At 53.9% G+C, this 24,176-nt stretch carries 20 protein-coding genes and 1 pseudogene; 13 read left to right on the plus strand and 8 right to left on the minus strand.

What is annotated here, in order from left to right:
• Window positions 1–242 precede the first annotated feature (242 nt).
• From AC07V0_RS00060 to AC07V0_RS00080, 5 genes are all read left to right on the plus strand, one after another.
• A complete protein-coding gene (locus tag AC07V0_RS00060; RefSeq protein WP_495019181.1) occupies window positions 243–2,504 on the plus strand; it encodes an McrB family protein in 2,262 nt (753 codons plus the stop codon).
• 3 nt (window positions 2,505–2,507) lie between these two features.
• Window positions 2,508–4,112 carry a DUF2357 domain-containing protein gene (locus AC07V0_RS00065; RefSeq protein ID WP_495019182.1) on the plus strand — a complete coding sequence of 535 codons (1,605 nt, stop codon included), beginning with the start codon at window positions 2,508–2,510 and terminating at the stop codon, window positions 4,110–4,112.
• 116 nt (window positions 4,113–4,228) lie between these two features.
• Window positions 4,229–5,578 carry an RES family NAD+ phosphorylase gene (locus AC07V0_RS00070; RefSeq protein WP_495019183.1) on the plus strand — a complete coding sequence of 450 codons (1,350 nt, stop codon included), beginning with the start codon at window positions 4,229–4,231 and terminating at the stop codon, window positions 5,576–5,578.
• A gap of 172 nt (window positions 5,579–5,750) precedes the next feature.
• The gene (locus AC07V0_RS00075; protein WP_495019184.1) at window positions 5,751–7,355 is read left to right on the plus strand and encodes an ATP-dependent nuclease; all 1,605 of its coding nucleotides are present in this window, start codon (window positions 5,751–5,753) and stop codon (window positions 7,353–7,355) included.
• A complete protein-coding gene (locus AC07V0_RS00080) occupies window positions 7,348–8,412 on the plus strand; it encodes a UvrD-helicase domain-containing protein (protein ID WP_495019185.1) in 1,065 nt (354 codons plus the stop codon). The genes AC07V0_RS00075 and AC07V0_RS00080 overlap by 8 nt, the downstream gene beginning before the upstream one ends.
• An 80-nt stretch (window positions 8,413–8,492) precedes the next feature.
• On the opposite strand, the gene AC07V0_RS00085 is transcribed toward AC07V0_RS00080, so the two are convergent.
• The 4 genes from AC07V0_RS00085 to AC07V0_RS00100 form a co-directional block, all read right to left on the minus strand.
• A complete protein-coding gene (locus AC07V0_RS00085; protein ID WP_495019186.1) occupies window positions 8,493–9,443 on the minus strand; it encodes a hypothetical protein in 951 nt (316 codons plus the stop codon).
• 196 nt (window positions 9,444–9,639) lie between these two features.
• Entirely contained in the window at window positions 9,640–10,776 is a 1,137-nt protein-coding gene (gene gapS4b / locus AC07V0_RS00090; protein ID WP_495019187.1) for a GapS4b family protein, read from the minus strand.
• A 4-nt stretch (window positions 10,777–10,780) separates the two neighbouring features.
• On the minus strand, window positions 10,781–11,704 hold the full coding sequence (gene gapS4a / locus AC07V0_RS00095; RefSeq protein ID WP_109784917.1) for a GapS4a family protein: 924 nt from the start codon (window positions 11,702–11,704) through the stop codon (window positions 10,781–10,783).
• A 528-nt stretch (window positions 11,705–12,232) separates the two neighbouring features.
• Window positions 12,233–12,463: a hypothetical protein gene (locus AC07V0_RS00100; protein ID WP_495019188.1), complete on the minus strand. Its 231-nt coding sequence runs from the start codon at window positions 12,461–12,463 to the stop codon at window positions 12,233–12,235.
• A gap of 505 nt (window positions 12,464–12,968) precedes the next feature.
• Between AC07V0_RS00100 and AC07V0_RS00105 the strand changes: the two genes are divergently transcribed.
• Window positions 12,969–14,168, plus strand: coding sequence for a hypothetical protein (locus AC07V0_RS00105; RefSeq protein WP_495019189.1), 1,200 nt, complete (start codon window positions 12,969–12,971; stop codon window positions 14,166–14,168).
• A gap of 389 nt (window positions 14,169–14,557) precedes the next feature.
• Here AC07V0_RS00105 and AC07V0_RS00110 read toward each other — a convergent pair.
• Window positions 14,558–15,071: pseudogene (locus AC07V0_RS00110) on the minus strand (DUF1349 domain-containing protein).
• A 106-nt stretch (window positions 15,072–15,177) separates the two neighbouring features.
• Window positions 15,178–15,510 (minus strand): EamA family transporter, encoded by a 333-nt coding sequence (locus AC07V0_RS00115; protein WP_495019190.1) that lies wholly within the window; start codon window positions 15,508–15,510, stop codon window positions 15,178–15,180.
• Between the two features lie 685 nt (window positions 15,511–16,195).
• Here AC07V0_RS00115 and AC07V0_RS00120 point away from each other — a divergent pair.
• Window positions 16,196–17,071: a hypothetical protein gene (locus tag AC07V0_RS00120; protein WP_495019191.1), complete on the plus strand. Its 876-nt coding sequence runs from the start codon at window positions 16,196–16,198 to the stop codon at window positions 17,069–17,071.
• 235 nt (window positions 17,072–17,306) lie between these two features.
• Entirely contained in the window at window positions 17,307–17,693 is a 387-nt protein-coding gene (locus AC07V0_RS00125; RefSeq protein WP_495019192.1) for a hypothetical protein, read from the plus strand.
• Between the two features lie 34 nt (window positions 17,694–17,727).
• Here AC07V0_RS00125 and AC07V0_RS00130 read toward each other — a convergent pair whose 3' ends face one another.
• Window positions 17,728–18,741, minus strand: a complete 1,014-nt coding sequence (locus tag AC07V0_RS00130; protein WP_495019193.1) for a tyrosine-type recombinase/integrase — start codon at window positions 18,739–18,741, stop codon at window positions 17,728–17,730.
• Between the two features lie 197 nt (window positions 18,742–18,938).
• Here AC07V0_RS00130 and AC07V0_RS00135 point away from each other — a divergent pair, with 197 nt between their 5' ends.
• Complete coding sequence (locus AC07V0_RS00135) at window positions 18,939–20,009, plus strand: DNA-binding protein (protein ID WP_495019194.1); 1,071 nt, start codon at window positions 18,939–18,941, stop codon at window positions 20,007–20,009.
• Between the two features lie 364 nt (window positions 20,010–20,373).
• Here AC07V0_RS00135 and AC07V0_RS00140 read toward each other — a convergent pair whose 3' ends face one another.
• The gene (locus AC07V0_RS00140) at window positions 20,374–20,850 is read right to left on the minus strand and encodes a helix-turn-helix domain-containing protein (protein WP_495019195.1); all 477 of its coding nucleotides are present in this window, start codon (window positions 20,848–20,850) and stop codon (window positions 20,374–20,376) included.
• 244 nt (window positions 20,851–21,094) lie between these two features.
• On the opposite strand from AC07V0_RS00140, the gene AC07V0_RS00145 reads away from it, so the two are divergent.
• The 4 genes from AC07V0_RS00145 to AC07V0_RS00160 all read left to right on the plus strand — a co-directional run bounded on the left by AC07V0_RS00145 (window position 21,095) and on the right by AC07V0_RS00160 (window position 23,593).
• Window positions 21,095–21,826, plus strand: a complete 732-nt coding sequence (locus AC07V0_RS00145; protein WP_495019196.1) for a metallophosphoesterase — start codon at window positions 21,095–21,097, stop codon at window positions 21,824–21,826.
• A 79-nt stretch (window positions 21,827–21,905) separates the two neighbouring features.
• On the plus strand, window positions 21,906–22,214 hold the full coding sequence (locus tag AC07V0_RS00150; protein ID WP_495019197.1) for a hypothetical protein: 309 nt from the start codon (window positions 21,906–21,908) through the stop codon (window positions 22,212–22,214).
• A gap of 115 nt (window positions 22,215–22,329) precedes the next feature.
• The gene (locus AC07V0_RS00155) at window positions 22,330–22,743 is read left to right on the plus strand and encodes a DUF6957 family protein (RefSeq protein WP_495019198.1); all 414 of its coding nucleotides are present in this window, start codon (window positions 22,330–22,332) and stop codon (window positions 22,741–22,743) included.
• A 424-nt stretch (window positions 22,744–23,167) separates the two neighbouring features.
• Window positions 23,168–23,593, plus strand: coding sequence for an antitoxin Xre/MbcA/ParS toxin-binding domain-containing protein (locus tag AC07V0_RS00160; RefSeq protein ID WP_495019199.1), 426 nt, complete (start codon window positions 23,168–23,170; stop codon window positions 23,591–23,593).
• The last annotated feature ends 583 nt before the right edge of the window (window positions 23,594–24,176 follow it).

The following is a 24,176-nucleotide window of genomic DNA, read 5'->3' on the forward strand; positions in this document are numbered from 1 at the left end:
CCACCTTGCTCATTCGCTGACAAAGCAAATCAGCAGATTTGGTCGGGGAACGCCATTTTCTGAGAGGTCATTACGTTTAGCTGCAACTGCTGGTGATCTCCCCCCAGCGACGACTTACTCAGTGCAGGGCCTGCGAAAACTCTGTTTTTTGCCTTCTCTTGATGCAGAGGTTGAATCTGGCATCCGACTCTCAGTGATGACATTATCTCGCCATCTATAAATATCGCTGGCGGAGAATGGACTTGCTGGATCTTAAGGATGACGAACAGCTGAAGAATGCATGCATTAGCCTCCAGGAGCAGGTAATGTCCTTGGCGGGTAATCAAAGCTGGATCACCAAATTTCAAAACTGGTTGGTGCGTGTCAGGGATGTGTCTCATGAGGAGTTCCTAAGCAAGGACTTCCAACTTGCGCTCTGGGACACCGAAGCTGTTTCGGCAACGGGCATGGGGCGCATCAACATTTCTGCGGTCGCTGAAGATTCCGCAATCGCAGAGAGCCTCTGGCAACTGAAACAAAAGTGCGCGCAGACTCGGGATCCTTCTGAGAATGAGATGCTCATCGCTGACGCCTGGGCTCAAATTGCGTCCGCGGTTGTTGGGCTGACCAAAAGAAACCCTCGACTCAAGATGTACCGCGTCTTCGCGTTGCTTTGTCCAGGTGCTTTCACGTCGATAGCGCATCATCGAAAACTGCGCGAGCTGGCTCATGCCTTGGGGCTTCCACTGAGCGGTCAGAGGCGTCACCTGCACCGAATCGTATTGAACCGGTTAAATGAAGTGCTGGGCGAAGTGGCTGACGTTTATTCCAGGGAGGGCGTCTCACGTTTGACGTTGCCTTGGCTAATGTACGTCAACTACGTTCAGAACCAGGAAGGCGAAGCCACCGAAATATCCGACTTGGAGACAGGTGACGAAGTGCTAAAGCCCTTGCCTCCTGAAAGGAGGAGGCGCGGTCTGCTGGCGATTGGCGGAGGCACAGCCACCATTCAAAGCATGATCGACTTTGCAACAGATGGATGCACTCGTGAAGACTTCATCCAACACTTGCAATCGATCAGCCCTCAATCAAAAACGTCGACTTGCAACACTCAGCTGAACGCTCTGATCGCCGAATGGGGCGTGTTGCGTGCCAACGCAAATAACCTGCAATTAACACCCCGCGGTGAGGCATTCCTGGAGTCGGGTGATCCAGATGAGATCATTGACTGGATGATCACCCGCATCTTGGGGTTTGACTATTTGCTAGCGGCATTGCGGGACTCACCGTTGTCCAACCGTGATGCCATCCTCACACTAAGAAAGGCAAACCCTGGATGGACAACTGATTTCGCCCCATCAGCGATTATTGGTTGGTTCAGATACCTTGATCTGGTCACGATCTCCGAGAAAGTGCTCAACCTTACCGAAAGGGGTAAGCAATGGGTTAATCGCATTCACTGGGAGCCTAAGGGCCTCGCGAGCATTCCAGGTATCAGCTCGTCCTTGGCTCAAGTAGCCCCAGTACAGCTCGATATCGAAATTGAGAGGCCGAAGCTGGGTGCCGTGATTGCCCGATTTGATCAAGAGTTTCGCTTCCCAGAAGAGCTGATCGGACAACTTGATGCTGGATTGTGGGGGCATCCGAGGCGTCATTTCGCGGTGCTGACAGGCTTGAGCGGTGCGGGAAAGACGCAACTTGCCCGTAACTATGCGCTGAGTCTGTGGCAGGACGATCCCGAGCCAAGTGAAGGGTTGCTGATCGTTCCTGTCCAGCCAGGCTGGCACGACTACACGAGTCTGCTGGGTTACGTTAATCCGCTGGAGTCAGACGCGTATGTGCGTACCGGCGTTCTGGATTTCCTCCTGCAGGCAAGCGCCAACCCGACGAAGCCCTACACACTGGTTCTTGATGAAATGAACCTCTCTCATCCGGAACAATATCTGGCGCCTCTGCTTTCAGCGATGGAAACCGGCGAAACGATCGTCTTTCACGGTCAAGTCGACGAGATCGATGGTGTTCCTGCAGGTATTCCATATCCGAGCAACCTCGTGATCATCGGCACCGTGAACATGGACGAGACCACTCATGGATTGAGCGACAAGGTGCTGGATCGAGCCTCTGTGATCGAATTTTGGGACATTGAGGTCAAAGCATTTCCTGGCTGGCAGAAGAGCTCGCTTGAGGATGAACAGATTTCAATCGTCAGAAATCTCATGTCCTCACTCATGGATGTGCTTCGTCCAGCTCGACTGCATTTCGGGTGGCGCACGCTCAACGACGTGATTGGCTATCTGCAGCAAACGCAGGCGGGTGGTGTCATCGAGTTCTCACGTGCACTCGACCATGCCATTTATTCGAAGATACTCCCCAAGTTGCGCGGTGAAGACAGCCCTCGACTGCAGGAGGTCTTCACATTGCTCCATACCACACTCAAACATGCGGGGATGGGAATGTCGCTGCGCAAGGTCAAAGAAATGGCCGACGACCTGGCTCACTCCGGCTCGACCAGATTCTGGCGGTAGACCATGTCGATCATCTTGCAGGTAGAGCAGGGGGATGCTCGATTTGACGTGCACCCAGGTCAGTTGAACCCAGGTTTCATGGAGAAGAAGGCTTATCGTTTTACCGCGCTTGAAGGCTTCTCCTTCTACATTGATGACGTCTTTATCGAGACGGTCGACGAGAACGGGGCGTGTGCGTGGTTATGGTCGCCAGGCTTTTATGCAGGAGAGGTCGCGGCAGAGCTTCTGGATGACCAGGGGCGGACTGCCGCCATTTACCGGCTGGACGTCTCAGCAGCTGATAATAAGCTCGGAGGCCAGGCATTCGCTGCCATGGTTGAGGCGATTCTGGATTTCGCCCCGGCTCTCGTTATGGGCACAGAAGAGGCTCAGTTTGGAATTGGCCATGATGGAGCACTAACCAACCCGCATTTGCAGTATGCGAGGCTGAGGCGCTATGGGGATCGGCTTCACCGCGCGCTCAAACAGATATCTCAGCGGCCGTTAACAACCTTGAAGAGCGCTCGCACGTCGGTGAGTGCCCACACGGTCAAGCGGTTGGACTCCGCATCCGTGCATAAGGCACTGAGAGGGCCGACGGGACAGGCACTCTTGCATCCTGCTAGCACTCAGCGTCCGGCCTTGAATACTGTTCGCTTTGAGGTCAGCAGATCTTACGAGGAAGAGGACAATCCGGCCAATCAGGCCATTGGACTTGTTCTCTTCGATCTCCTTAGACGTTGTCGGCAGGTGGTGAGGGGGCTTCAGCATGCAGCTGCCACTGAAGTGGTCTGCGATACCCGATCAGCGTTAACGCCAAGGCTCGTACGTCGAATCGCGTTCACCGAGTCGCTTGCTCGCAAGCTTGAACGGCTTCAACGCGCGAGACCTTTCTGCATCGTGACTGCCAGACGTCTATCGGCCGCAGGATTGAATGCGATCTCTGCTCACCCTGCATATGCGCGAGCTTATCGGTTTGGTTGGTACGCGTTGCGTTCTGGGTGGTTGGGAAAGGATCCTGATGAGACGCTGTGGATCAGCCCAACATGGGAGATCTATGAGCGGTGGTGCTTTGTGACGGTAGTCTCACAGCTGCAACGCCAGTTTCCTGAACTCGTCTGGAGTCGTGAATATCGATCGGTGGGTTTAAAAGAAATCGTGTGGCGGGGAATAGCGGCTGATGTGACCGTTGAGGCGTGTTACCAAGTCCGATGCCCAGCGATTGATCAACCTGCGCATCGCGGTTTTCAAAGCTTATCGCGAGAGCGATATCCGGACATCGTCGTGACGTTGGACTCGCCTTCGGCGAAGCGCTTCTTGGTTTTCGACGCGAAGTATCGCAGCGCCCGCGCCAGCGTCCTGGATGCAATGGAGTCAGCGCACATTTATCACGACAGTCTCCGGTGGAAGGGCATCAAGCCTGACGTTTCATTGCTGCTGATACCTAGGGCAGACAAAGTAACGGCGCTTGTCAGCCCGACCTATCATGCGAACTATGGGGTCGGAGCTTGGCAAATCGGGGCTGAATCAGAAAGGGAGGCACTGGGGATCGAGCTCAAACGTATTCTGAGTGCAATACCAATCGCGGCCGCTCCGGCGCGTACAATTGCTACTGGAACGGCGAAGTAATCGATTGCGTCCCCGGTAGCGCTCAACTCGCTGACGATCCCGCAACCCGAAATAAAGTCTTCGGCTCCCGGCGTATTGGTTGGCGAGGCCATCGTTCACAGGAAAATGGAGAATCCATGAGCAAGCAGGTATGTGTCGATTGCATCACTGACAGTTATTTACAGTCGAATTTTTCCGACAACGATGTCGACGAATGCGACTACTGCAACGAGGAGCGGCCGGTCGTAACGCTGGAAGAGCTGGTTGAGGAGCTCGAAGAAGCAATTCAGGCGTCATTTACCTATGCTGAGCAACCCCCCGCAGTTATTCATCATGGATACCCTGAGTTGGGGCATTCGATCTTTGATGTGCTACAAATCGTACTCGGGGCTGATGACATGGATTTACTCAGCGATCTTGAAGGGGAGCTACGGGAGCAGTGGAGCGAGTGCGAAGATGATGACCCGTTCTTCATTGAACAGACGTATGCATCCTCGCAGCTGACTTCAGACTGGGCTCAGATGCAACGAAGCCTTCAGTTCGAATCCAGGTTGGTAAATCCCGTGGTGGGTCGGGTACTGGAGAGGATATTTTCTGGGATAGAGGAGCTTCACACCGCGAGCGAACCCCGTTCAGCGATCACCCTTGCGGGCCCAGGCCAATCCCTCACTGCCTTCCAGCGAGCAAGAAAATTTGAGGACGAGGAGGGTATGTCTGCTGCTTTAAAGCATCCTGAGAAGTATCTCGGCCCGACACCGAGAGGTAAGGGATCGGCAGGTCGCATGAACGCCGCAGGTATATCAGTTTTCTATGGAGCAACGGATAACCAAACGGCCATAGCGGAGGTTCGTCCGCCTGTTGGCAGTTGGGTAGTCACAGCCACCTTCGAGGTCATTCGGCCGTTGCGACTGTTGAACCTCGGTGACCTAGGTGGAATTCGCCCAGACGCGAATCTCAGCTACTTTGACCCAGTGCGCCAAGAGCAAGCCGAACGCTGTGCATTTCTTCGTGAATTGCAGCAACAAATGCTCATGCCAGTAATGCCTGAGAGCGCAGATCAGGGTTACTTGATAACCCAGGCGATCGCCGATTACCTTGCGACCAGCGAAACGCTTAATTTAGACGGCATCCTCTTTCCGTCTGTTCAGGTGCCCAAAGATGCAGCGCCAGGTCTGAACGCCATCCTGTTTCACAAGGCCAGCGGGGTTGAGAAAACTGAGGATCAAGATGCACTTGATCAGGTGAGCCTGTGGGAGTCGGACGAAGATCGATGGATTTTCTACCCACAGATCTGGGAGGGCAGCCCGCCTACCGAAGAGTCAGCACATGGCTTCATGGGTCATATACATGCGCCCGAGGCCAGTCTGCGGCTCGCTAGAGGCGGCATTACAATCCATAAAATCCAAGGTGTGAGCTTCACATATAAGTCTGATCCAGTTCGCCACGAGCCCTGGTCAGATGGGGCACGCCATTACGGGATTCGATAATTTCCAGCGTCACTTAAACCCTGAATAACCGTAACGATTTAGCCATCGGTTATTCGCAGCGGTGCTACTAGGTGTAGTGAGACCGACAGGTACCACGATTCGCCTATAGCATCCCAGCGGCATCGACTGAACAACCAATAAACCTGTACCTTTCGCCAAAGGAATGACGATCATGATCACCAGAATTCACATCCGTGGGTACCGCATCTACAAGGATTTCAACCTCCTCCCCAACCCCAAAATGAACATTTTGGTGGGCGGCAACGATGCGGGTAAATCTACCTTGATGGAAGCAGTCTCGCTGGCCCTGAACGGCCGGATCGGCGGCCGCAGCGTTCTCGAAGAATTGAACCCGCACTGGTTCAACACCGAGCTTGTTCAGGAGTTTGTAGCGCAACGAACCGCCGGCAAGAAACCCGCACTGCCCGAAATCCTGATCGAACTATACCTTCGCGATGACGATGAATTGCAGGTGTTCTGTGGTGCCGTGAACACAGCCGTCCCAACTCATGCATGCCCGGGCGTCTTCTTGAGGATCTACCCCAACGAAGAGTATCGGGACATGCTGGATGACTGGCTAAAGGCACCTAATGCCCTGCTGCCCGTTGAGTACTACGCGTGCGAATGGCGATCGTTCGCTGACCGGGAGCTAACGAAGCGCCCACGGGTACTATCGGTGGCAACCATCGATTCTAGGACAGTCAAGTCCTCAGCAGGTGTGGACTACCACCTGCGTCAGATTCTGAGTGATCACTTGGAGACCACCGAGAAAGCTGAGATCTCGTTGGGCTTTCGTACGGTGAAAGCGTCGATGACTGAGGGTGCTCTGGCGACCGTCAATACACGGTTCTCGACATTGGGTGCATCTTTGCTGGCGGAGCCCATGGCATTGGCTATGGATCAGACGTCGCGCACGTCCTGGGAAAGCGTCATTACCCCTCACGTAGACAACGTTCCCTTCTCGATGGCAGGCCAGGGTCAACAAGCTGCGATCAAGATATCGCTCGCGATGAAGCGTCATTCAGCGAAAGTGAAGATCGTCATGATCGAAGAACCAGAGAATCATCTGTCTCATACCAGCTTGTCGACGCTTCTTGACCGTGTGGAGAAGCTTGCATCTGACGACCAACAATTGTTTGTTTCCACGCACAGCACATATGTGCTGAATCGCCTCGGTCTCAATTCCCTGCACCTGCTGAATCGGAATCATGCCTCGAAGATCACTGCCCTTGATCCCGGCACCGTACGGTACTTCCAGCGCCTGCCAGGTTACGACACGCTCCGTCTCGTTTTGGCTAAAAAGGTTGTCTTGGTGGAAGGGCCGTCTGACGAAATCATTTTTGAAAGGGTGTTCAACGACGTTCACCGGTTAACACCCATGGTTGCCGGGGTCGATGTCATCAGTATGCGGGGGCTTGCGCTGGCCCGCTGTCTGGAGCTTTGTGCTGCCGTTGATAAGCCGGTCGCTGTGATGCGGGATAACGACGGCATTGAGCCGGCTGATCTACGAGTGCCGGTCGAGAAGTGGCTGGACGGCAAGAAGCGAGAACTTTTCATTGGCAAAGTGAGTGATGGCCGTACCCTCGAACCGCAAATGATCACAGCGAACGGTGAAGCTCATCTACGGGATGTGCTTGGGATCACGCCAAAAGCCGACCTTGTGACCTGGATGACACGAGAAAAGACTGAGGGAGCTTTGCTCATCGCTGAGTCCCCGAAAGCCCTAACCGCCCCGAATTACATGAAGGAAGCGGCGGAGTTCATCCAGAATGCCTAACCATTTGACGCTCGCAGTAGCTGGCGGACGAAAGACGCAGGGCCTTGTCGATTATTGCGGGAAAGCGACTGATCGAAAGATCGCCGTTCTGACCTTCACCCAGACGAACCAGCAAGAGATCAGGTCGCGCTTGGCAAGCCAGACAGGCGACTGCAACACGCTGGAGGTTATGGGCTGGTACACCTTCCTGCTTCGTCATTTTGCCCAGCCATTCCTGCGGTTCAAATTCCCGAATGATCGGGTCATGGGCTTCGACTTCGAAGGGCGACCGTTCCAGTTTGCCAAAGGCAAAAGCAGGTTCATGGACTCAGGAAATCGGGTGTATGCCTGCGAACTCGGCAAGCTTGCCTTTGAGCTCATGGAGGCGACGCCGGCGCTCCTGCGAAGGCTCGAGTGCATTTACGACGAGATACTGATCGATGAAGTCCAAGATCTAGCCAGCTTCGATTGGGAAATCCTGGAAGTGCTGCTCGGCTCTAAAATCGATGTGCGGATGGTGGGAGATGTCAGGCAGGCTGTTTTGTCTACAAACCCCCGAGGCCAAAAGAACAAGAAATTTGGGTACGCCGCGTCGCTTGAATGGTTTAGAGATAGAGAGGCTAAGGGGTTACTCACCATTGCCTACGCGACCATCACCTACCGATGCAGAGCCGAGATTGCGACGTTTTCCGATAACATCTTTGACGCCACGTGGGGCTTCCCTGGCACTACCTCGGAGAACCTCGATGAGACTGAGCACGATGGCGTGTTCCTTCTCCATACGCAGCATGTCGATGAGTACGTCGGCCGATATAGACCGCAGTGCCTAAGGCATTCGGTCAGCTCGGCGAAGCACCTCAATCTGGATTTTCAGAACTTCAAAGGGGTGAAGGGTGCGACATTTGACCGAGTATTGCTCGCACCCACCGCCAACATCGAAAGCTTCATTAAGAAGGGCACACCTTTGGAAGCCACGGCTGCAGCAGCGTTTTATGTCGCGGCGACGCGAGCTCGACAAAGTCTGGCCATCGTTATCGACAAGGTTGGTATCTCCACGCTGCCGGTATGGGCTCCATAGCCTTAAAAACTGACGAACTGGGGGTTCGCCAGGTTCTGCAGGACGTTGCAGAGCCGTCCGTGGCCGCGGTGTGAGACTCCCTACTTATCGTATCTGGATGGTAGGGGGCAGTCGTAGTTAACATCGATCATGTCGAGATTCTTCAGATCGAAGTTTGCGTAGTCACGTTCATTCGACGTCCGTATTGCGGGTTGGCCGTAGAGAAACACGAACGCTGTCGGCTTGTCCTTCTCGGCGATCTTGGAAAGCCGCACTGCCATCAGGTTTTTGAGCTTGTAGTTTTCTATGAACGCGTCGGAGACGAAGCATGAGGTGATCAGGCTGTCTTCTCCTCGCTTGAAATTCTTTTTGAATTTGATTCGGTAGCCATTATTGGCTTTCGTGCGGTCAACATACGCCCAGCCGTAGTAAATGATGGGGTGGTCGGGTAGGTCGTCCAGATCCTGCTCCCAGATGCATTTGAAGATGCTGGCGTAGGGCACGTCCTGCCCGGCAATGTTCAACCGCCGGAACTCAAGGGTCTCATCGGAACGGTATCGGATGTATCTGCTGACTACAGATCGAACCGAGTAAATGGGCCCGACTATGCCTGATTCCCCTAGCTTCGGGGTGTAGGGACGGGTGCTTCTCGCACGCTTTTTCGCTATATGGACGTCCGCGTCAGGCTCGACCGAATGCTCGTCATAGTAGGAGGCAGGTCGCTCGAGCTTGAAGACGTCGACAATGGATTGGTCAACTGTTCTGCGTTCCTGCCCATCCAGTTCAACGGGCTCGAGCTCCAATTCGACAGGTGCGCCGTTGGCAATGCCACACGCTTCACTATGAGCACCGTAGACCTTGAAGTGCGGGACGACCCTCATGTTCTGGACGTCTTTGTCCAGATTCGCGCAGGTGACTTGGGCGGAGCAGTCAGCAGCCGGACATACGAATGCGCGCTTGTTTGTAATCACCCCTGACCAGAACAGATCGTAGGCGCGATCAGGGTCGACAAAATCGTCAGCCTCAATGCTGTAGGCCACATCCAATGACATAATTCACCAAGTCCTTTTGAGCTGTCTGAAAAGTGGTCGTTAGTATCGGTCATTGCCTCGTTAGTGAGCCAGAGTCTTGATGCGTGACCATGGTCTAATGAACTCGGCAGGGACGTGGGCGGGTAGTCGCTACTCAGCGGAGGACGGTTAGTTCCTCACACTCCACCGGACAACAATGCCTCCGCTCAGACCAAGACTACGGCGCAACCGCACCGCGGGCAGGAATCGAGAGGGTCTTGAAGGTCTCGATTTTCTCGGATTCCAACTCCTTCAGTATCGTTTCCTTGGCGTCGTTCTTGTCGATAGACCTGCCCGTGTTATCAAAGCTGATCTGCTTGATCCTCAATTCAATCTCACTGTCTTTTTTCTGGGCCGCAGAAAATTCTGGGAAGCCAAGCGAGATCACGCAATCACCATCGAGGCCCGAGGTACTGAATCGGAATTTGGCATCGATCCTGTGCAGGAACAGGCTCGGGCGATAAGACACATCTGAAAGGAAGTCAGAGTGCTCAAGGCTGAAGCCCTTCAAGTCTAAGTTTCGAATCTTTTCCTTCATCCAGTCCAGGGCTGCCGGGAGGAGGATGTCTGGATCGGGGGAAATCCCGATATCGACGACCTCCTTAAAGGACAGTGCGATCAATTTGCTGTGCTGCGTGAGCCCTAACAGGTAATTGAACCTGTTCTGGTTGGTAAAATCGCAGAAACGAATCGAGGTTGCCTCCTCAGTTTCACTGATCTGCTTGACCGATTTGAAATGTGAAATTAGATGTCTCGACATCGCCTTGTTGGTCGTCTTCGTTTCCGGCGCAGTGTGCGTGAAGATCAGGATGAGCTCGTCCTGAGCCTTGTTTTTCTTGATCTCAATAGAGCCTTTGAAATTTTTGTGCGAGTCAGCCCAGCTTTTGGAGCGGTCAATCCGTTCCAGCAGGTAGTCCATCCGGATCGTGTCGAGGTCTTTGTTGACTGGATAGAACTCTGGCGTTCCCAAGACCTTGAAGTTCACGAAGTCAAGATCCAGCAGCTTGTTGACATTTATGACGGTAGGTATCGCATCCAGCAGGGTATCCTCACCTTGCCACTTGATTGTCTGGGTGGTGATCTTGGGGTTGTCTTCCTTGGTCGTGTAGGCGAGCTGAAGCTTAGAAAACTCGCTGGGGCGAATCAGGGACAGGGTAAGGGCAGGGATGGAATGCTCTTTCTCTGAGCTGCTGATGAACACGCCTCGGCTCTTCAGAACCGTTTTGATATCGCCAGCCCCGATGTAAGGCTGAGCCAGATAGGTACGAAGCGCCTCACCTTGGGGAAGGATAGAGTCAATATTCTGATTACTCACTGCATCATCCCCTGAAGTCGGCTTGATAGGATTCAAATTCGACGATTGAAGCGAACTCCTTGTTCGCGATCGAGAGCTTTGCGATGTCTGCAATTTCCTCATGATCTACGTAGTTGTAGTCAGGGAACGCGAGGGCCACCTTGTCGGGAAATTCCATGGCGATATCCATCGAAAACCCGATCAAGCGTTTTACCGCTTCGATGCTGAAGGGATCCTGGCAGCAGATGAGCAGCGATTTCCTTTCGTGCTCCTGGATGAAGAATGGGATCAAGCCACTGTTGAGGTATTCGGGAGGCAGTATCGTCCCGTTTGTGACCCTCTCTATGGGGCTCACGTTTTTCCCGGTGGACGGGTAGAGGAAGCGAACATTTTCTGCACCGAAGCGATTTTTTGCGTACGTGATGGTATCGAACAGGAAGCTCGCTCGGTGATTATCAATCACGTAGATCGTGCCGTAATTTGCGTTGTCCAGATTCCGCGAACCTGCGACCTGGCTGACCACGTCTGCGTCTGCGTCCGATGCGGCGCTGAACCAGCAAAGGATGCCTGCAATCGACTGACCACTCGCGCTTGGATAGCCTAAGTTCACCGATCTTTTCAACGGTGAGCGGTTGAAGCATTCGACTGTCGTGGCAAGGTCGGAGAAATGGTCTTTGAATATTGTGCCAGGTGAAGTCGGGTAGGGGCCGGATGTGAATTTCGAAGAAATGACGAGGTGCTTGAGGACGCCATCTTCCAGTGGGGATAGGCAGCTGAAGACAAAATCGGCGCCATGAGTTTTTCTGGGATTGCCGGTTGTGCTGTGGGGGACAGGTTTGACGCAGTCGAACTCGTGTCCCTTGAGTGCTGCCTTCCAACCTATCAAGTTGAGCAGCGACTCAGTGATGTTTTCACCCCGCTCGCCCAGTTTCTTTGACCATTCGCCCATCACACGTCCCTTGAATAATGAATGTCTTGCAACCCTATGCCGCCAGAACGCTACGGAGGTTGAGGGATCATGTCTAGTGGCAATTTGTCAGCAAATCGACGATGGATTGTCTGGTTCCAGCGATAATGGCTAACCCCGTGCTGAGGCAAGCATTCGGATTTTGATATCGAAAGGCAAGTTTGGTCGCTCGCGGCCCAGGTCTACGACGCAAGTCTTGAGTCAATGCGGATGGCCCTCGCTGACTACAAGCGGCGTCCGGGATTGCAGGAGCTCAGTCGACTGTATCCCTCATGCGTCGGGACGGCGGCATACCATTCGCTGGAGTCAGCGCTGCTGGGGGGGCGCTACGCCTCTTCGGTAGCGGTTGGGCACCTGGAATTGCGCGCCGAACTGCGCTGGTTCCTCCAACGCTACTTGCAGCAGTCGCTTATCCAGGCCCAACACGCTACGGCCCCCATGATTGACAACTATTTCTCTACGGATCTGGGACTGTGAGGATGGCGAAATGACTGTTCGCTGCACGTGCGCTCACTTTGCGCCATCGTGTATCCAGGCCGCGTAATCATAACGCAGCGCCTCTGGTAACCGAGGCAGATCCTTCTCGGCGGCGCGTAAACCTTGTGGAGTGCGAGTCCACGCGGCGATCCAAGTGCAAAACCTGAGCTCAGACGCTGGGCATTTACCCATCTGCTTTTCCAGCAGCGCGGCCAGCACTTTGAGTCGTTCGAGTTTCTCGTCGAAGTCTTGAATCTGATTCATAGTATCCATCACCCACCTGGTGTTAGGACGAGCATGCCGGCCTGCCTGGCCGGCATCGTGTGGAGCACCGTCGCAATCGAGTCCTACGCAGATCAATCGGCTCCCAAGAGTTTCTTGAGCGATTTGATGGCGACCCCAATGGCTTTCATGACGCGGGGGGGGGGAGTTCGTCGCGTGGAGTGTGGAAGCAATCAGGAAGCCCGAACACGTCGAGCAAGTCGCTGTACCTGCCAAGGCACTCAAAGCCGCCCAGGCCGTTGGGCATCGCCTGGCCCACATTGACGCTTCTGGGGCTGCGAAGAAGGTGCTGCGATATGCCGGCGCCGAGCTTACGCCTGGCGACACTCTCGAGGGGCCAAGTGTGGTTGAGGATCGGCTGACCACGGTGTTTATCCCAGAACGCTGTACTGCGCTGGTCACCCAAGAAGGAGGACTGTTGATCGATATCTCTAAGGAGTAAACACGATCAATAAGGAGCCGCTGTGCGGCTCCTTTCAACGACCGAATGCTGACAAAAACCACGCTGGCTACCCAAATCGGACGATTAGATTCAGAAGGTTTATGGCATAATGCTATCGGTCGCAGAGTCAACTTTCCACCTTCGCCTTTTGGTACTCTGCTGTTTATTCTTTCCAAGGATTTGGGCGTTCGCATAATTATGGATAAGGCCGTCACCCGAACTGCGCGCCTCACTTATGCGCTTGCGGTGTTTATCTGCATAGTTACCTCGGCTTGGGCCGTGGTTGCGCAGGCTCGCGGTGGGGCAGTGCACGTGAGCGGCTACACTCGCTCAAACGGGACATATGTGGCACCACATTACCGTTCTGCTCCAGATGGAAATTTTGGAAATAACTGGAGCACTTTAGGTAACGTCAATCCTTACACTGGCAAGCCTGGGACGCTGACGTCTCCCCACGGTTCCTATGGCCCATCCTATACGGCCCCAGTGGTGATCGACGGCGGCTTACCTGCTCAGCAACAGTTCCAGCCTCCACAGCCGGCTCCCAGTCTTGGAGAGTCCCCGCCAAAGCACATTTCCAGTGGGTCTCTTCCTCCTCATGCGCAATTGAATTACACAAGGACAGGTTGGGAGTGCGTAAAAGGCTTTCAACAGGTTGGCGACGGCTGTAATAAGGTCATGATCCCCGCGCATGCGAAGCTTGATTATTTTGGTCATGATTGGGAATGTGAGCGCGGCTACAGAAAGAGCAACGGAGCATGCTTGCAGGTTGAGCTGCCGCACAACGCCAAGCTGGATTACCTAGGGCATGATTGGGAGTGCAGCCGCGGATACTTACGGGAAGGCCAGAGCTGTCTCGCTTTACAAGTCCCTGCTCACGCGAAGCTCGATTATCTGGGCCACGGTTGGGAGTGTGTTAAAGATTACCGGCGAAACGGCGATAGCTGCGTCCCCGTGTTGGTTCCTGCAAATGCAACACTCGACTTTCTCGGCCATGGATGGGTATGCGCTAAGGGGTATCGGCAGTCAGGGGATGGCTGTGACGCTGTGCTGATGCCGCAGAATGCAAAACTAGATTTCCTTGGTCACGATTGGGAATGCGCCAAGGGTTTCCGCAGGTCTGGGAATAACTGCGATCGCATTCAGATACCGCCTAACGCAAGCCTCGACTACTTTGGACATGACTGGGCATGCAATCCTGGTTTTCGCAGAGGTATAGAAAGTTGTGTAGCTAACCGGCCGTAAGCGCTGCGAACAGGCCCGAAGGTATATAAGGGTATCGCCTAGTCTGAGTCCAGCAGGTTAATGATCAGATCTTAAAGCCGCTGTATCGTCTTTTTTCCACGGTCGTATTGTGATATTTGCGGAGCCAGAAATACTTCTTGAGTACGCCACGGTTGCCACGACGTAGTGCTTCATCGGAGTAGTTCTTACGGTATGATCCCTAGAACTCTTGTATCGATTCGATCACCAAGGCTTTTTGTGCTGTGAGGTAGCTTTCGCATTGTTTGCGGGTTTCGATTACCGCTGACCTGCCCGAATGGGTGACCATTGCGTTTCTAACGATGGAGAGCTGGGATCCCCGCCGGCCAAGAGAAGATCCAGGACATTCACGTATGTAACGCCGCTATCCTCTACCAAAAACTCCGAGTCGCCGTACATCCATTTGAAACAGTAAAGCCTGAGAATACCACTTTCAATCCGTTGCCCTCTGGACTGCAGCACATTGGCCCCACCCAGTAATGCTCTGCTTCAGGAAATGCCGCCAAGCGGAGCAGGGGGCCAACGGACACCGTCGGTGGATGACTGGATTCGTATCACCGAATTCGATGGGGTAACTCGCAGCCACAGACCCGTTCCCTTGTCATCCCAAATCCCTGTCGCCCAATCAGAATGGCCATAGGTCAACACGCTGCCCAGCATCACCTCGCCGTCGCTCACCTCGATCCGGGATTTTAGCCAGATCTGATCGTCGATCCGCACCATCATCCCGGCTTGGTCGTAAAGATTCTGGCAGTTACCTTTGACGTGAACCTGTGCCGTGAAATCACCAGCGACCTTCATGCCGAAGAGGTGCCCGCTATCCCGGACGAAACCGTAATGGGTCTTTTGCCAGAAATCACTGGAGGGCCTGGTAACGACTCGCAATTAATCGTCCTGAATGCTCCATTGTTCCGGCTCGTCGAGCCATTCGCAATTTTGAAACATGAGATATCCTTCCGGGCAAACCTTCATTTAGAGTGCTATCAATAGACTAAGCTTCGTTGGTACGTGATCTGAACTTTAACAAAGTGGTTGCGCGAAGCGGTCGCGTTACAGAGCTCAATGCTACCCCCATGATCACAACCGCGGCGCCGATTACTTTGTCGGGTGTTAAGGCCTCATGCATGACTAGGCAGCCAAGTGCAATAGCACCTACTGGGCAGAGGGAGTAGGGCATCACTTTGGTCACCAGCAGTTTCTTGAGCAAGCCGTACCACAGTGAATAAGCCAAAAGTGATGATCCGACTGCGCTATAGACCACACCGCAGGTTCGCCATTTGCAAAACGCGGTAAGCCTACAAATAGCGATCCTTGCAAGTGGCATCAATTTCGCCCGTTCCCCGCCGGCCCGCTGAAATTTGTATGGGGATGTGGATCATCTGTTGGGCTACCCGCGATAAGGTCGTCCAATGCCCGCAGTACATTTAAATTGGTGATAATGCAGAGTGGAGTCTCCGAATTAGGAGCAGGATGATGATGGATCAAGGGATGCTTCGCTCTCAGGGTGATTATTCCGAATAAACGCACGGTTGAGTACGCGACCGTCCTCGTTGACCTTGCGCACAAGCGGCTACCCGCAAATCTCCAGAATCCCCACTATGAGGATGATGACCTTGTCGCAGGGCTGTATGTATCTCCTGCAGGCCGGTTGACGTTCAACATCCTGTACCTTGATGAGCTCGCGCTGGCAGAGGAATCTGCGGCCCACATGGATCGCGTCTTTTCGGCTCGCAGCTACGCAGGGCGCTATGCCCTGAGAGTCGAGATCACGACAACCACGCAGACGGTTACTGCGACCAAAATGCGGGCCCGCTGCTCGGCTGCGGTGAGAAAATTGCTTGGAAGCCTCTAGGACTTGGCATACGACTCTAAGCCTTGTTAAGCCGCCGCTACTGGGCGGTTACCTTAGAGCTCGGGCCCGATAGAATGAGCCCCATCCTTATCCCCCATCGCAGTGCCTCCAGAGCTGGTGCTTTTGGCAAAGCGACTTTTCAGAAGAAGGTATTTCCTTGTCCATACCCGCACTGTTCAAATCGAGGTCACAGCGGCGCCTGTTCCTGGGGTTTTCGATCAGTCTGACTGCGGTCTGCTCTGCAGGGACTTTCTTGATTGCCGCTCAGGCCGGAGAGCCCAAATGGTTCTGGTCAACGTTCAACGACTTTCTAGGCGCGATGGTCGCCAGCGGCGCCTTTGCAATTTTCTCTATGCTTTTTATTGAGTTTTTCCTCGACCCTGACACCGCTCATGAGCTGATCGTGGTTCCGCCGAAGGACATTGAGCATCAATTGCTGAGAATCGCGAGAGCCGCGAGCTCCTACAAAATCTATGTGCGTACCGGCAGATATTTTCGGAGCAAGGTTCTCCCGGAGCTTGTAGCAAAGGCTAGAGCCAGCAGACGCCCTATGACTCTTGAAATTGTCCTTCTTGATTTCCGGGACGAGCACCTATGTGAGAGGTACGCGCAGTTCCGCAAAGAGTGCTCCTTCGACAGCAAGCTTTGGAGTCCAGCCAGCGTACGTGCAGAGATACTGGCTACAGTGCACGCGGCGCTACAGGTCGCACGGGACAATCCGACACTTATGAATGTTGCTCTATACCTGAGCGATCGCCTTTCGACATTCAGAATTGAGGGGAGCCCTGAAGAAATTCTGGTGACCAGAGAAGATCCTAAGGACTCAGCCTATCGATACGGCAGTGGCCAGCCTGAGCATGCCGCGTATCTCACCGAGTTTCAGTGGATCCGGGATACGGCCATCCCCTTGAGTCTACCGTCTGGTGCCACGGACGATAGCTTGCTTAGGACTCTTTTCGGCTCATCAGTAACGCCCCAGGACGTTGAAAGTGCCGAAATGGCTCTGAAAGGAAAAGCACCGTATGGGCGCTAAGTACGACCTAACCTCGGCGGAGTTAGCACTGTGGCAACTGCCAGAAGCTGCGGTGCTCGCTCACCTACGGAGCGCCATCCAAACCACGCCCATGACTTGCCTGCGGCACCCCCATGGTTTCTTCGTAATGCTGTTGAAAAGGACTCCACAAGAGGAGTGGCGCGTGCATCTCTGGCCTGAAGGGGAGAGGATCATCTCCGGAATGCCCGCACGCATACACACTCATGAGAGTCACGTGAATAGCCGTCTCTTGAAAGGAAAGCTTACCAACGTCAACTACCACGCTCGAGAGGTAAGCACAGGAGGCCACCCACTGTATGAGGTTTCATATCGTGGTGACAAATATGTCAAAGGCACGACCAACCTGCTGCGTCGAACGGGCACCCGGCTGCACCTCGAGGAAGCGACACGGCTCGAATTGATTGCAGGTGACCGCTACATGGTCGAGCGGCATACCTTCCATGAAGCGATCGTACCTGCCAACGAAGTCACCATCACTTTGATTTGTCTGCATGGTCATGAGGCTGGGCTCGTCAAAGTGGTGGGCGTCGATGGTCACCCTGAAGAGATTCAGTTTGAGCGCACCGATGTTCACCCTCATGACCTGTTGTACGCTTTTTAATCCGCCCATACACAAGTGCCAAAATCAGCACTTTTCAAATCTGCTGCTGTTCGCGCTTCTTGGGCTCGGCTCCGCGCTTGACCCCATCCGGCGCGGCCTGATCCGAAGCCTCCAATCGCGAGGGGGCAGCGCGCGCAGCCAAACCGCCAAACGACATACCGGCATCCACATACCGCAGCGCCGACTTCATATCCTTCCATCCCACATAGCTCATCAGCCCTTTGATGTCCCACCCATTGGCAGACGCCCAGGTTGCGAAGCCCCGTCGCATCGAGTGCGCGCTATACAGCTCTTCAGGCAGCCCGGCCTCCTTGAAGATCCGGCGCAGCACGGGGATCAAGCTATGCGACTGCATGGCCTTGCCTGACAGATTCCCCCAACGATCAATTCGCTGGAACACAGTTCCTTTCGTGATCCCGGCAACTGTTATCCAGTTGATGTAGGCCTCCACGGGGCAAAGCATGGTGAGCGCCGGCGTATGGAAAGTAGTTCCTTCATGCTGGCGGTCACCCTTGGTGTAAGGCAGGAAAAAGGTAATACCTTCACCGCTTACGGCTTGGGTGTCCTCTACCGTCAGCCTGGCCAACTCGTCGCCTCTAAAGCCTCGCCAGAACCCAATCAAAATCATCGCCACCGAGCGACGATGACGCACCAGCGATTTGTAATCTCCCCGTTCAATCGCAGCTGCAGCTTCCCCTTCAAGCGATGTGACCGCTTGCTCCAGGTGCTTCAGCAGCAGTGGGGCGGCCTGCTTAACCTTTGCAGGGTGCACGACCCTGATGCCTTTGATCATCTGGCGAACGTCAGGCGTCTTGGTTGGATCAGGGAAGCCCTGGGTGATGTGCCATTGCGCAAGGGCTGCCAAGCGCTGCTTCAAAGTGTTGATGGAGAGCTTGTCAGCGTACTCCGCCAAATAGCGAACGACGCCGGCACCGGTCGTGGGCAGGTACCCGCCCCAAGTCACTTCGAAGTGCTCGATCGCCGCCCGGTAACTCTTTCGCGTGTTCTCCCGAGTACCGGCGCTGAGGTACCGATCTGCCTTTTCCATCGTACTTTGCCTTCAAAAACTGAGCGTTTCTGCCTTCTTGCGCCTCAAGGAAGGTTTTCTGGGCGCCATAGAAAGTCAAGAAGCCATAAAGTACTATTATGGTCTCCTAGTAAATCAAGATCAAACGCCGTAATATTCTAATAAAATGCCATGTAGATACATGACATGTAACACAGTACGTAATCGTAGGAGACCCCATGGCCCGAGGCGGAATCAATAAAGCTGTTGTGCAAGAAGCACGTCAGGCGCTGCTGGCCAGGGGAGCAAACCCCAGCATCGACGCAGTGCGCGTAGAGCTCGGAAATACGGGCTCCAAGACAACGATTTCGCGGTACCTGAAAGAGCTTGAGCCGTCCAACCCAAAGCCCATGGCATCACGTGAACGTATGGGCGAGACGCTCAACGGTATGGTGCAAACGTTGCTGGATCAGCTTATGGAGGAGGGCCAGGAAGTAATTTCCCAGGCGACCGCAGCTTTTGACTTGCAGCGGGCCGCGCTGGAAAACCAGATCTCCGAGCTAAGATCGGAGCTGGCTACTGCCCAACGTAATTCGGCCACCCAACAGGCCGCAATAGAGACGCAGAGCGCTGAGCTTGCAACCACCCAGTCCTCACTCCAGGCTGAACTGACCCGTAACGCCGGACTCAGTCAGCGCTGTACCGTCCTTGAGTCCCTGGTCGCAGAGAAGGACAAGCACATCCAATCGCTGGAGGAAAAGCACGTTCAGGCGCGTGGGGCGCTCGAGCACTATCGGGAAGCGGCGAAGGAACAGCGGGATCAGGATCAGCGCAAGCACGAGTCTCAACTGCATGAATTGCAAGTTGAGCAGCGCAAGTTGCGGGAGACCATCGCCGTGAAACAGGACGATTTGACGCGACTGAATCGTGACAATGAACGCCTGCTCGGTGAAGCTAGGCAGCAAACCAAAGCCCTGCACACTCAGGAGGCCTTGGTTCAGTCTCTCAACACTCAAATTCAGGCACTACGCCACGGCGAGGCCAAGTCCGCTGGGGTGACAGAGCACCTCACGGAGGAGATTTCGGCTCTGCGCGAAGAGGTCAAGTCGCTGCACCAGGCGGTCGCTGTAGCCGATCTCCGTGAACAAGAAACGGTGGTGCTGGCGGCGGCGACTCAGAAAGAGAATGAACAACTGCGGAAGGCTGGAGTTGAAGAGCCAGGCCCGGGGGAGGGTAGCGACACCTCTTCAGGAGCAGAGGATAAGCAAATTGCCGGGCACGCTAAGCAATCGAAACGACCTAGGAGATGAAGCATGGATCAGATCACAAGAAATCCACGTAGCCATGTTGAAGGCACCTCAGGTTGGAAATTCGCTCATCAGCGTCTATCCCAAATGCTCATAGAAAGGGTTGAGCCATTCGGCTCCCTGACTCCGATTATAAGGCTGGATGCCGCCGGTACCAGGTCTCTATTGCTGCCCGTTTCATCGTCAGATAGAAAGGCCGTAAGAGCCTTAGAAAACATGGCCCTCCTATCGGTTTGAAATGTGTCACACCTCGTGCCAGCCCGACACAGCCTCTCACTTTAGATATCGAGATGAGGCAAAACGTCCGCGACCAAATAGGCTGTCTGTTTTCGATCGCACTTGGAGCGGCGTCACCCGGCACAAACATTCACTCCTCAGCGCGCTTCCAGATTCTGCCCACCGTGGATGTCGGCATGCCCAGAATGTCCGAAGCCTGTTTTTGAGTCAGCCCGTGTGCTCGGCAGCGGAGCACGGCGTCGACCTTCTCAGGCGGAGTGCGCTGTCCCGGTAGTCGTGGTTTTAGGGCTCCATCTACGAACTGCGTCGGCAATCCCTCCAAAACCCCCAGATCTTTCAGCTTCTTGATCTCTTTGTTGAGGTAATTGAGAAAGTCTTCGGGGGACTGCTGCTTTTCAAAACTGGCCGCAACGGCGAGGAGAGCCAGCGGTTCTACATTTAGATGTTCAGCGAGAATTTCCAAGGTATCGAGGGTCACGCTGGCCTTGGCATGCTCCAAGTTATAGACGTGCTTGGCATCCACTTGGCCATGGAAATCCTCTTTCGCCAGGCCACGGGCCGACCGAACGAGGCGGATGACTGCTGCCAACGGATCTCTCAACGGCATTACAAATCCCCAAAGCTGAGGATAAAGCCATATTGATCAATCCCATTCCATGGAATATAGTCCCTGTACTGGGATTTTCACTTTGCTACGGCTTTCGCATGGATCGTCATTGCTGGAATGAACCTGATCCAGATGCATGCAATCCGTGCTGATCTTTTCCTTGCGTCTGTAATCGGCTAGCCCGAAATGTGTGTGCGGCAAGACGGCTATCAATATATCCCTTAATCGAAGTTGCCCGTTCACCATGAAGCTCCAAATTTACTCAGACCTGCACAACGAATTTACTGTCTTCAAGGCACCAGCTGTCGCCGCGGATCTGGTCATTCTCGCCGGAGACATCCACACAAAGGCGAGAGGCGTGGTCTGGGCCGGCGAGGCCTTCTCCTGTCCGGTAATTTACGTGTGCGGCAACCATGAGTTCTATGGTGGCCACATTGATCACACGCTTCTAAAAATGAAGGAAACCGCCTTGCCGTATGTTCACGTCCTGGAAAACGAGACCTTTATTTGGAATCAAACAAGGTTCCTCTGCGCCACTGCTTGGACTGATTTCTCCGCCACCGGAAATGTCGTGGCAGCGGCCCAAACTGCATCGGAATGGATGAATGACTTCCGCGTGATTCTTTCTGATGACAGCTTCCGTAGGTTGCGTCCCTGTGACCTGGTCAGTCGAAATCATGCAACTCACGAATGGCTCGCCCATGAACTGGATAAACCGTTCGACGGCAAAACAGTTGTCGTGACGCATCACGCACCGGTACCCGAAGTGGTCGGGGATAAGCATGAGGGGCATCTGATCGCTGCTTACACCAACAGCTGGCATGCACTACTGGAAAAAGCGGATCTCTGGGTTTTCGGTCATACGCATCGCGCTATCGACGTCAAACTAGGCCGGTGTCGCGTGGTCTCTAACCCTCGCGGCTACCCTGGTGAAGAGACTGGTTTTCATCCTAGTCTGGTGGTTAGCCTTTCATGAGTGCGGTCAGACGTCATGCGCCTACTAAGTATGCTTTCGAACCTGTGAAACGGTTCTGGAACTTCTTAGGAGCAGCAGCATGAGTGAGGGCAACCTTTACCCCTCGATTCCGGCAGCAGTCGCCATGGCAATGGCGGTAGATCTCGGTATGCCCATCACAGCGTACTTGCTTGCTGCCGTCGACAGCCCTCCGATACTGATGGGGACAGTGTATGGCGATACAACAGGGCGTTTTCGCGATGGCGCCAGCATCCGCACGTCCAGGATCACAAGCGTCGACTTCGTTATTGGCTATTCAATATTTCAAACCGTTGCGGGAAGTCGGTACCTGGTAGTCAGTTGGGCGCCGGGCGGAAACAACCTTTATATGAATCGGATTTATCAGTGAGCGATCTGCAAATGCGGATACGCGTCGCAAAAAAGCTTCGGGTTATCCAAGTGGTAACGGGGGTCGGGAAAATGATTCTTGGCCTAGTGCCCGTAGCAAGAGTTGAAGCGAGATTATGAATACAAGAGTTACGAATGCAGACCTGCTGGGCGATCTACTGTTCGGCTCAGCACGCCCTCTAGGAGGCTCTAAACTTGGCGACGATGAGTTGATCGAATTAGCCGCAGATACCTTCAGAGAAAAGCCTTTTTGCATCGTCAGACATTGGATGGTTTTGGATGTGATGCTCCCAGAAATTCAGGAGCGCGAAATCAAAGCGCAGGGGCTTGAGGCAACGCTTTTGTATGCCCATGCGACGGTGTTCGACAGCCAAAACAAGTACCAGCCTGGCGACAGGATCGTAAGCGGATATCAACGTGATTTTGACGGCTACTTTTTTGAAAGTAACGACACGATCTTCATCCTGGCAGGCCAAGGCGCGCGCAAGCATGCGAGCTTTCCCGCTGTCCAGGCACTATCTGCGTATTAGTAAGCGAGCCCAAAATCCAATGATTGAAGATCTACTGCCTGTCCTGCGTGATCGGTACCCAGCGTTTTTCTGCAGCGCGCCTCTTCGTGAAATCGGATGTCTGCCAGGTTGGCTGGATTTAATCGATAAGCTTTGTCGCACGCTCAATACTTATATGGATGCCCACCCTGAGCTGCCACCGATTCAGGTGCGTCAGGTAAAGGAAAAATTCGGTGGATTACGCTTCTACTATTCCGGTGGTGATGCGGCGTGCCGTGAAATGGTTGCTTCTGCAGAGCAGCGATCAATGTCGACCTGTGAGGTCTGTGGGCAAGCCGGGACTTTGGGAGGGGGGCGTTGGATCAGCGTACGATGCCTCGATCACGTCAGCTGGTCACCCTCGAGTGGCTGCGCGTGAGCTCACGGAAAGCTGCTTGTTAAACCTATGAAAACAGACATTTGGGTCACTGTGAACTTGCCGTCGCCAGGCATTGCACTTCACGATGTCGTTCGACTCCGTATGCCTTTCCCCTCATTTCAATCTCTAGCCGAGATGTTGTGTATCGATGAAGACCTGCTTGGTAAGCACATGTGTATTTCTTGCGAAGTCTTGTCGATCGCGACGACTGTAGGTTTTTTTCCTTTGTTCGAGAGCCGACGTCTGTATGGATTGATTGTTGCTCTACAGGCGTCTTGCGAACTGTTCGAAGGCGATGTCCAGGCAGCCGGGACTTTCTTACGCTCGCCGCTGCGTTATTTTAACTCAAAGGCACCTTTGGAAATGCTTACTACCGAGGAGGGCGCGAGCGCCGTGATCGATCTGATCGGACAGCTCGAACACGGCGTCCTCACGATTCCTTTTATGCGCTGACAAACACGGCGCCGAACTGGGGCTTCTTGAAAGAGTATTGTGCAGCAGTCCAAATGCTGACTTTTTTGAGCGCTGCCATTTTTCACCGGCCCGAATGGTTGCAGCCGTTTCACTAAGGGTGATCGGACACTATGCCATGTAAAGTCACGTAACAAGGGGGGAAGGGATGCATAGGGAGCGTGAATTGGCGATTTGGAGGTCAGTGTATGAGACATGTGGGGACTCTACGTTTGTGCGCCTGATTGGAGAGGCACTCGACAGCTACGAGCGTGTACCTATTTATGATTGGCCCACTCGAATTCACGTATCCGCAGTCGGGTTACCTTGCGTGCAGGTATTGCAAGGCGTAGTAAGCAGTCGAGGTTTATATGCCAGCATCTCAGAGCATTACATCGAGATCGGATCCCGTCTGACAAATCATCTGAGTCAGAAGCTGCAGTGGCATCTCGTGGTCAATGACCTGGCATCTGACGACATGAAGGAGGATCAATTGAGCATAGATTTAGGTCTGTAATCGGGCCCATTGGTGACGCGTCGCCGTATCTTCGAGCTAGACTTTTTCATACGTGTCATTTACTTCACA

It is taken from the genome of Pseudomonas sp. GW821-FHT01E10, assembly GCF_059422365.1.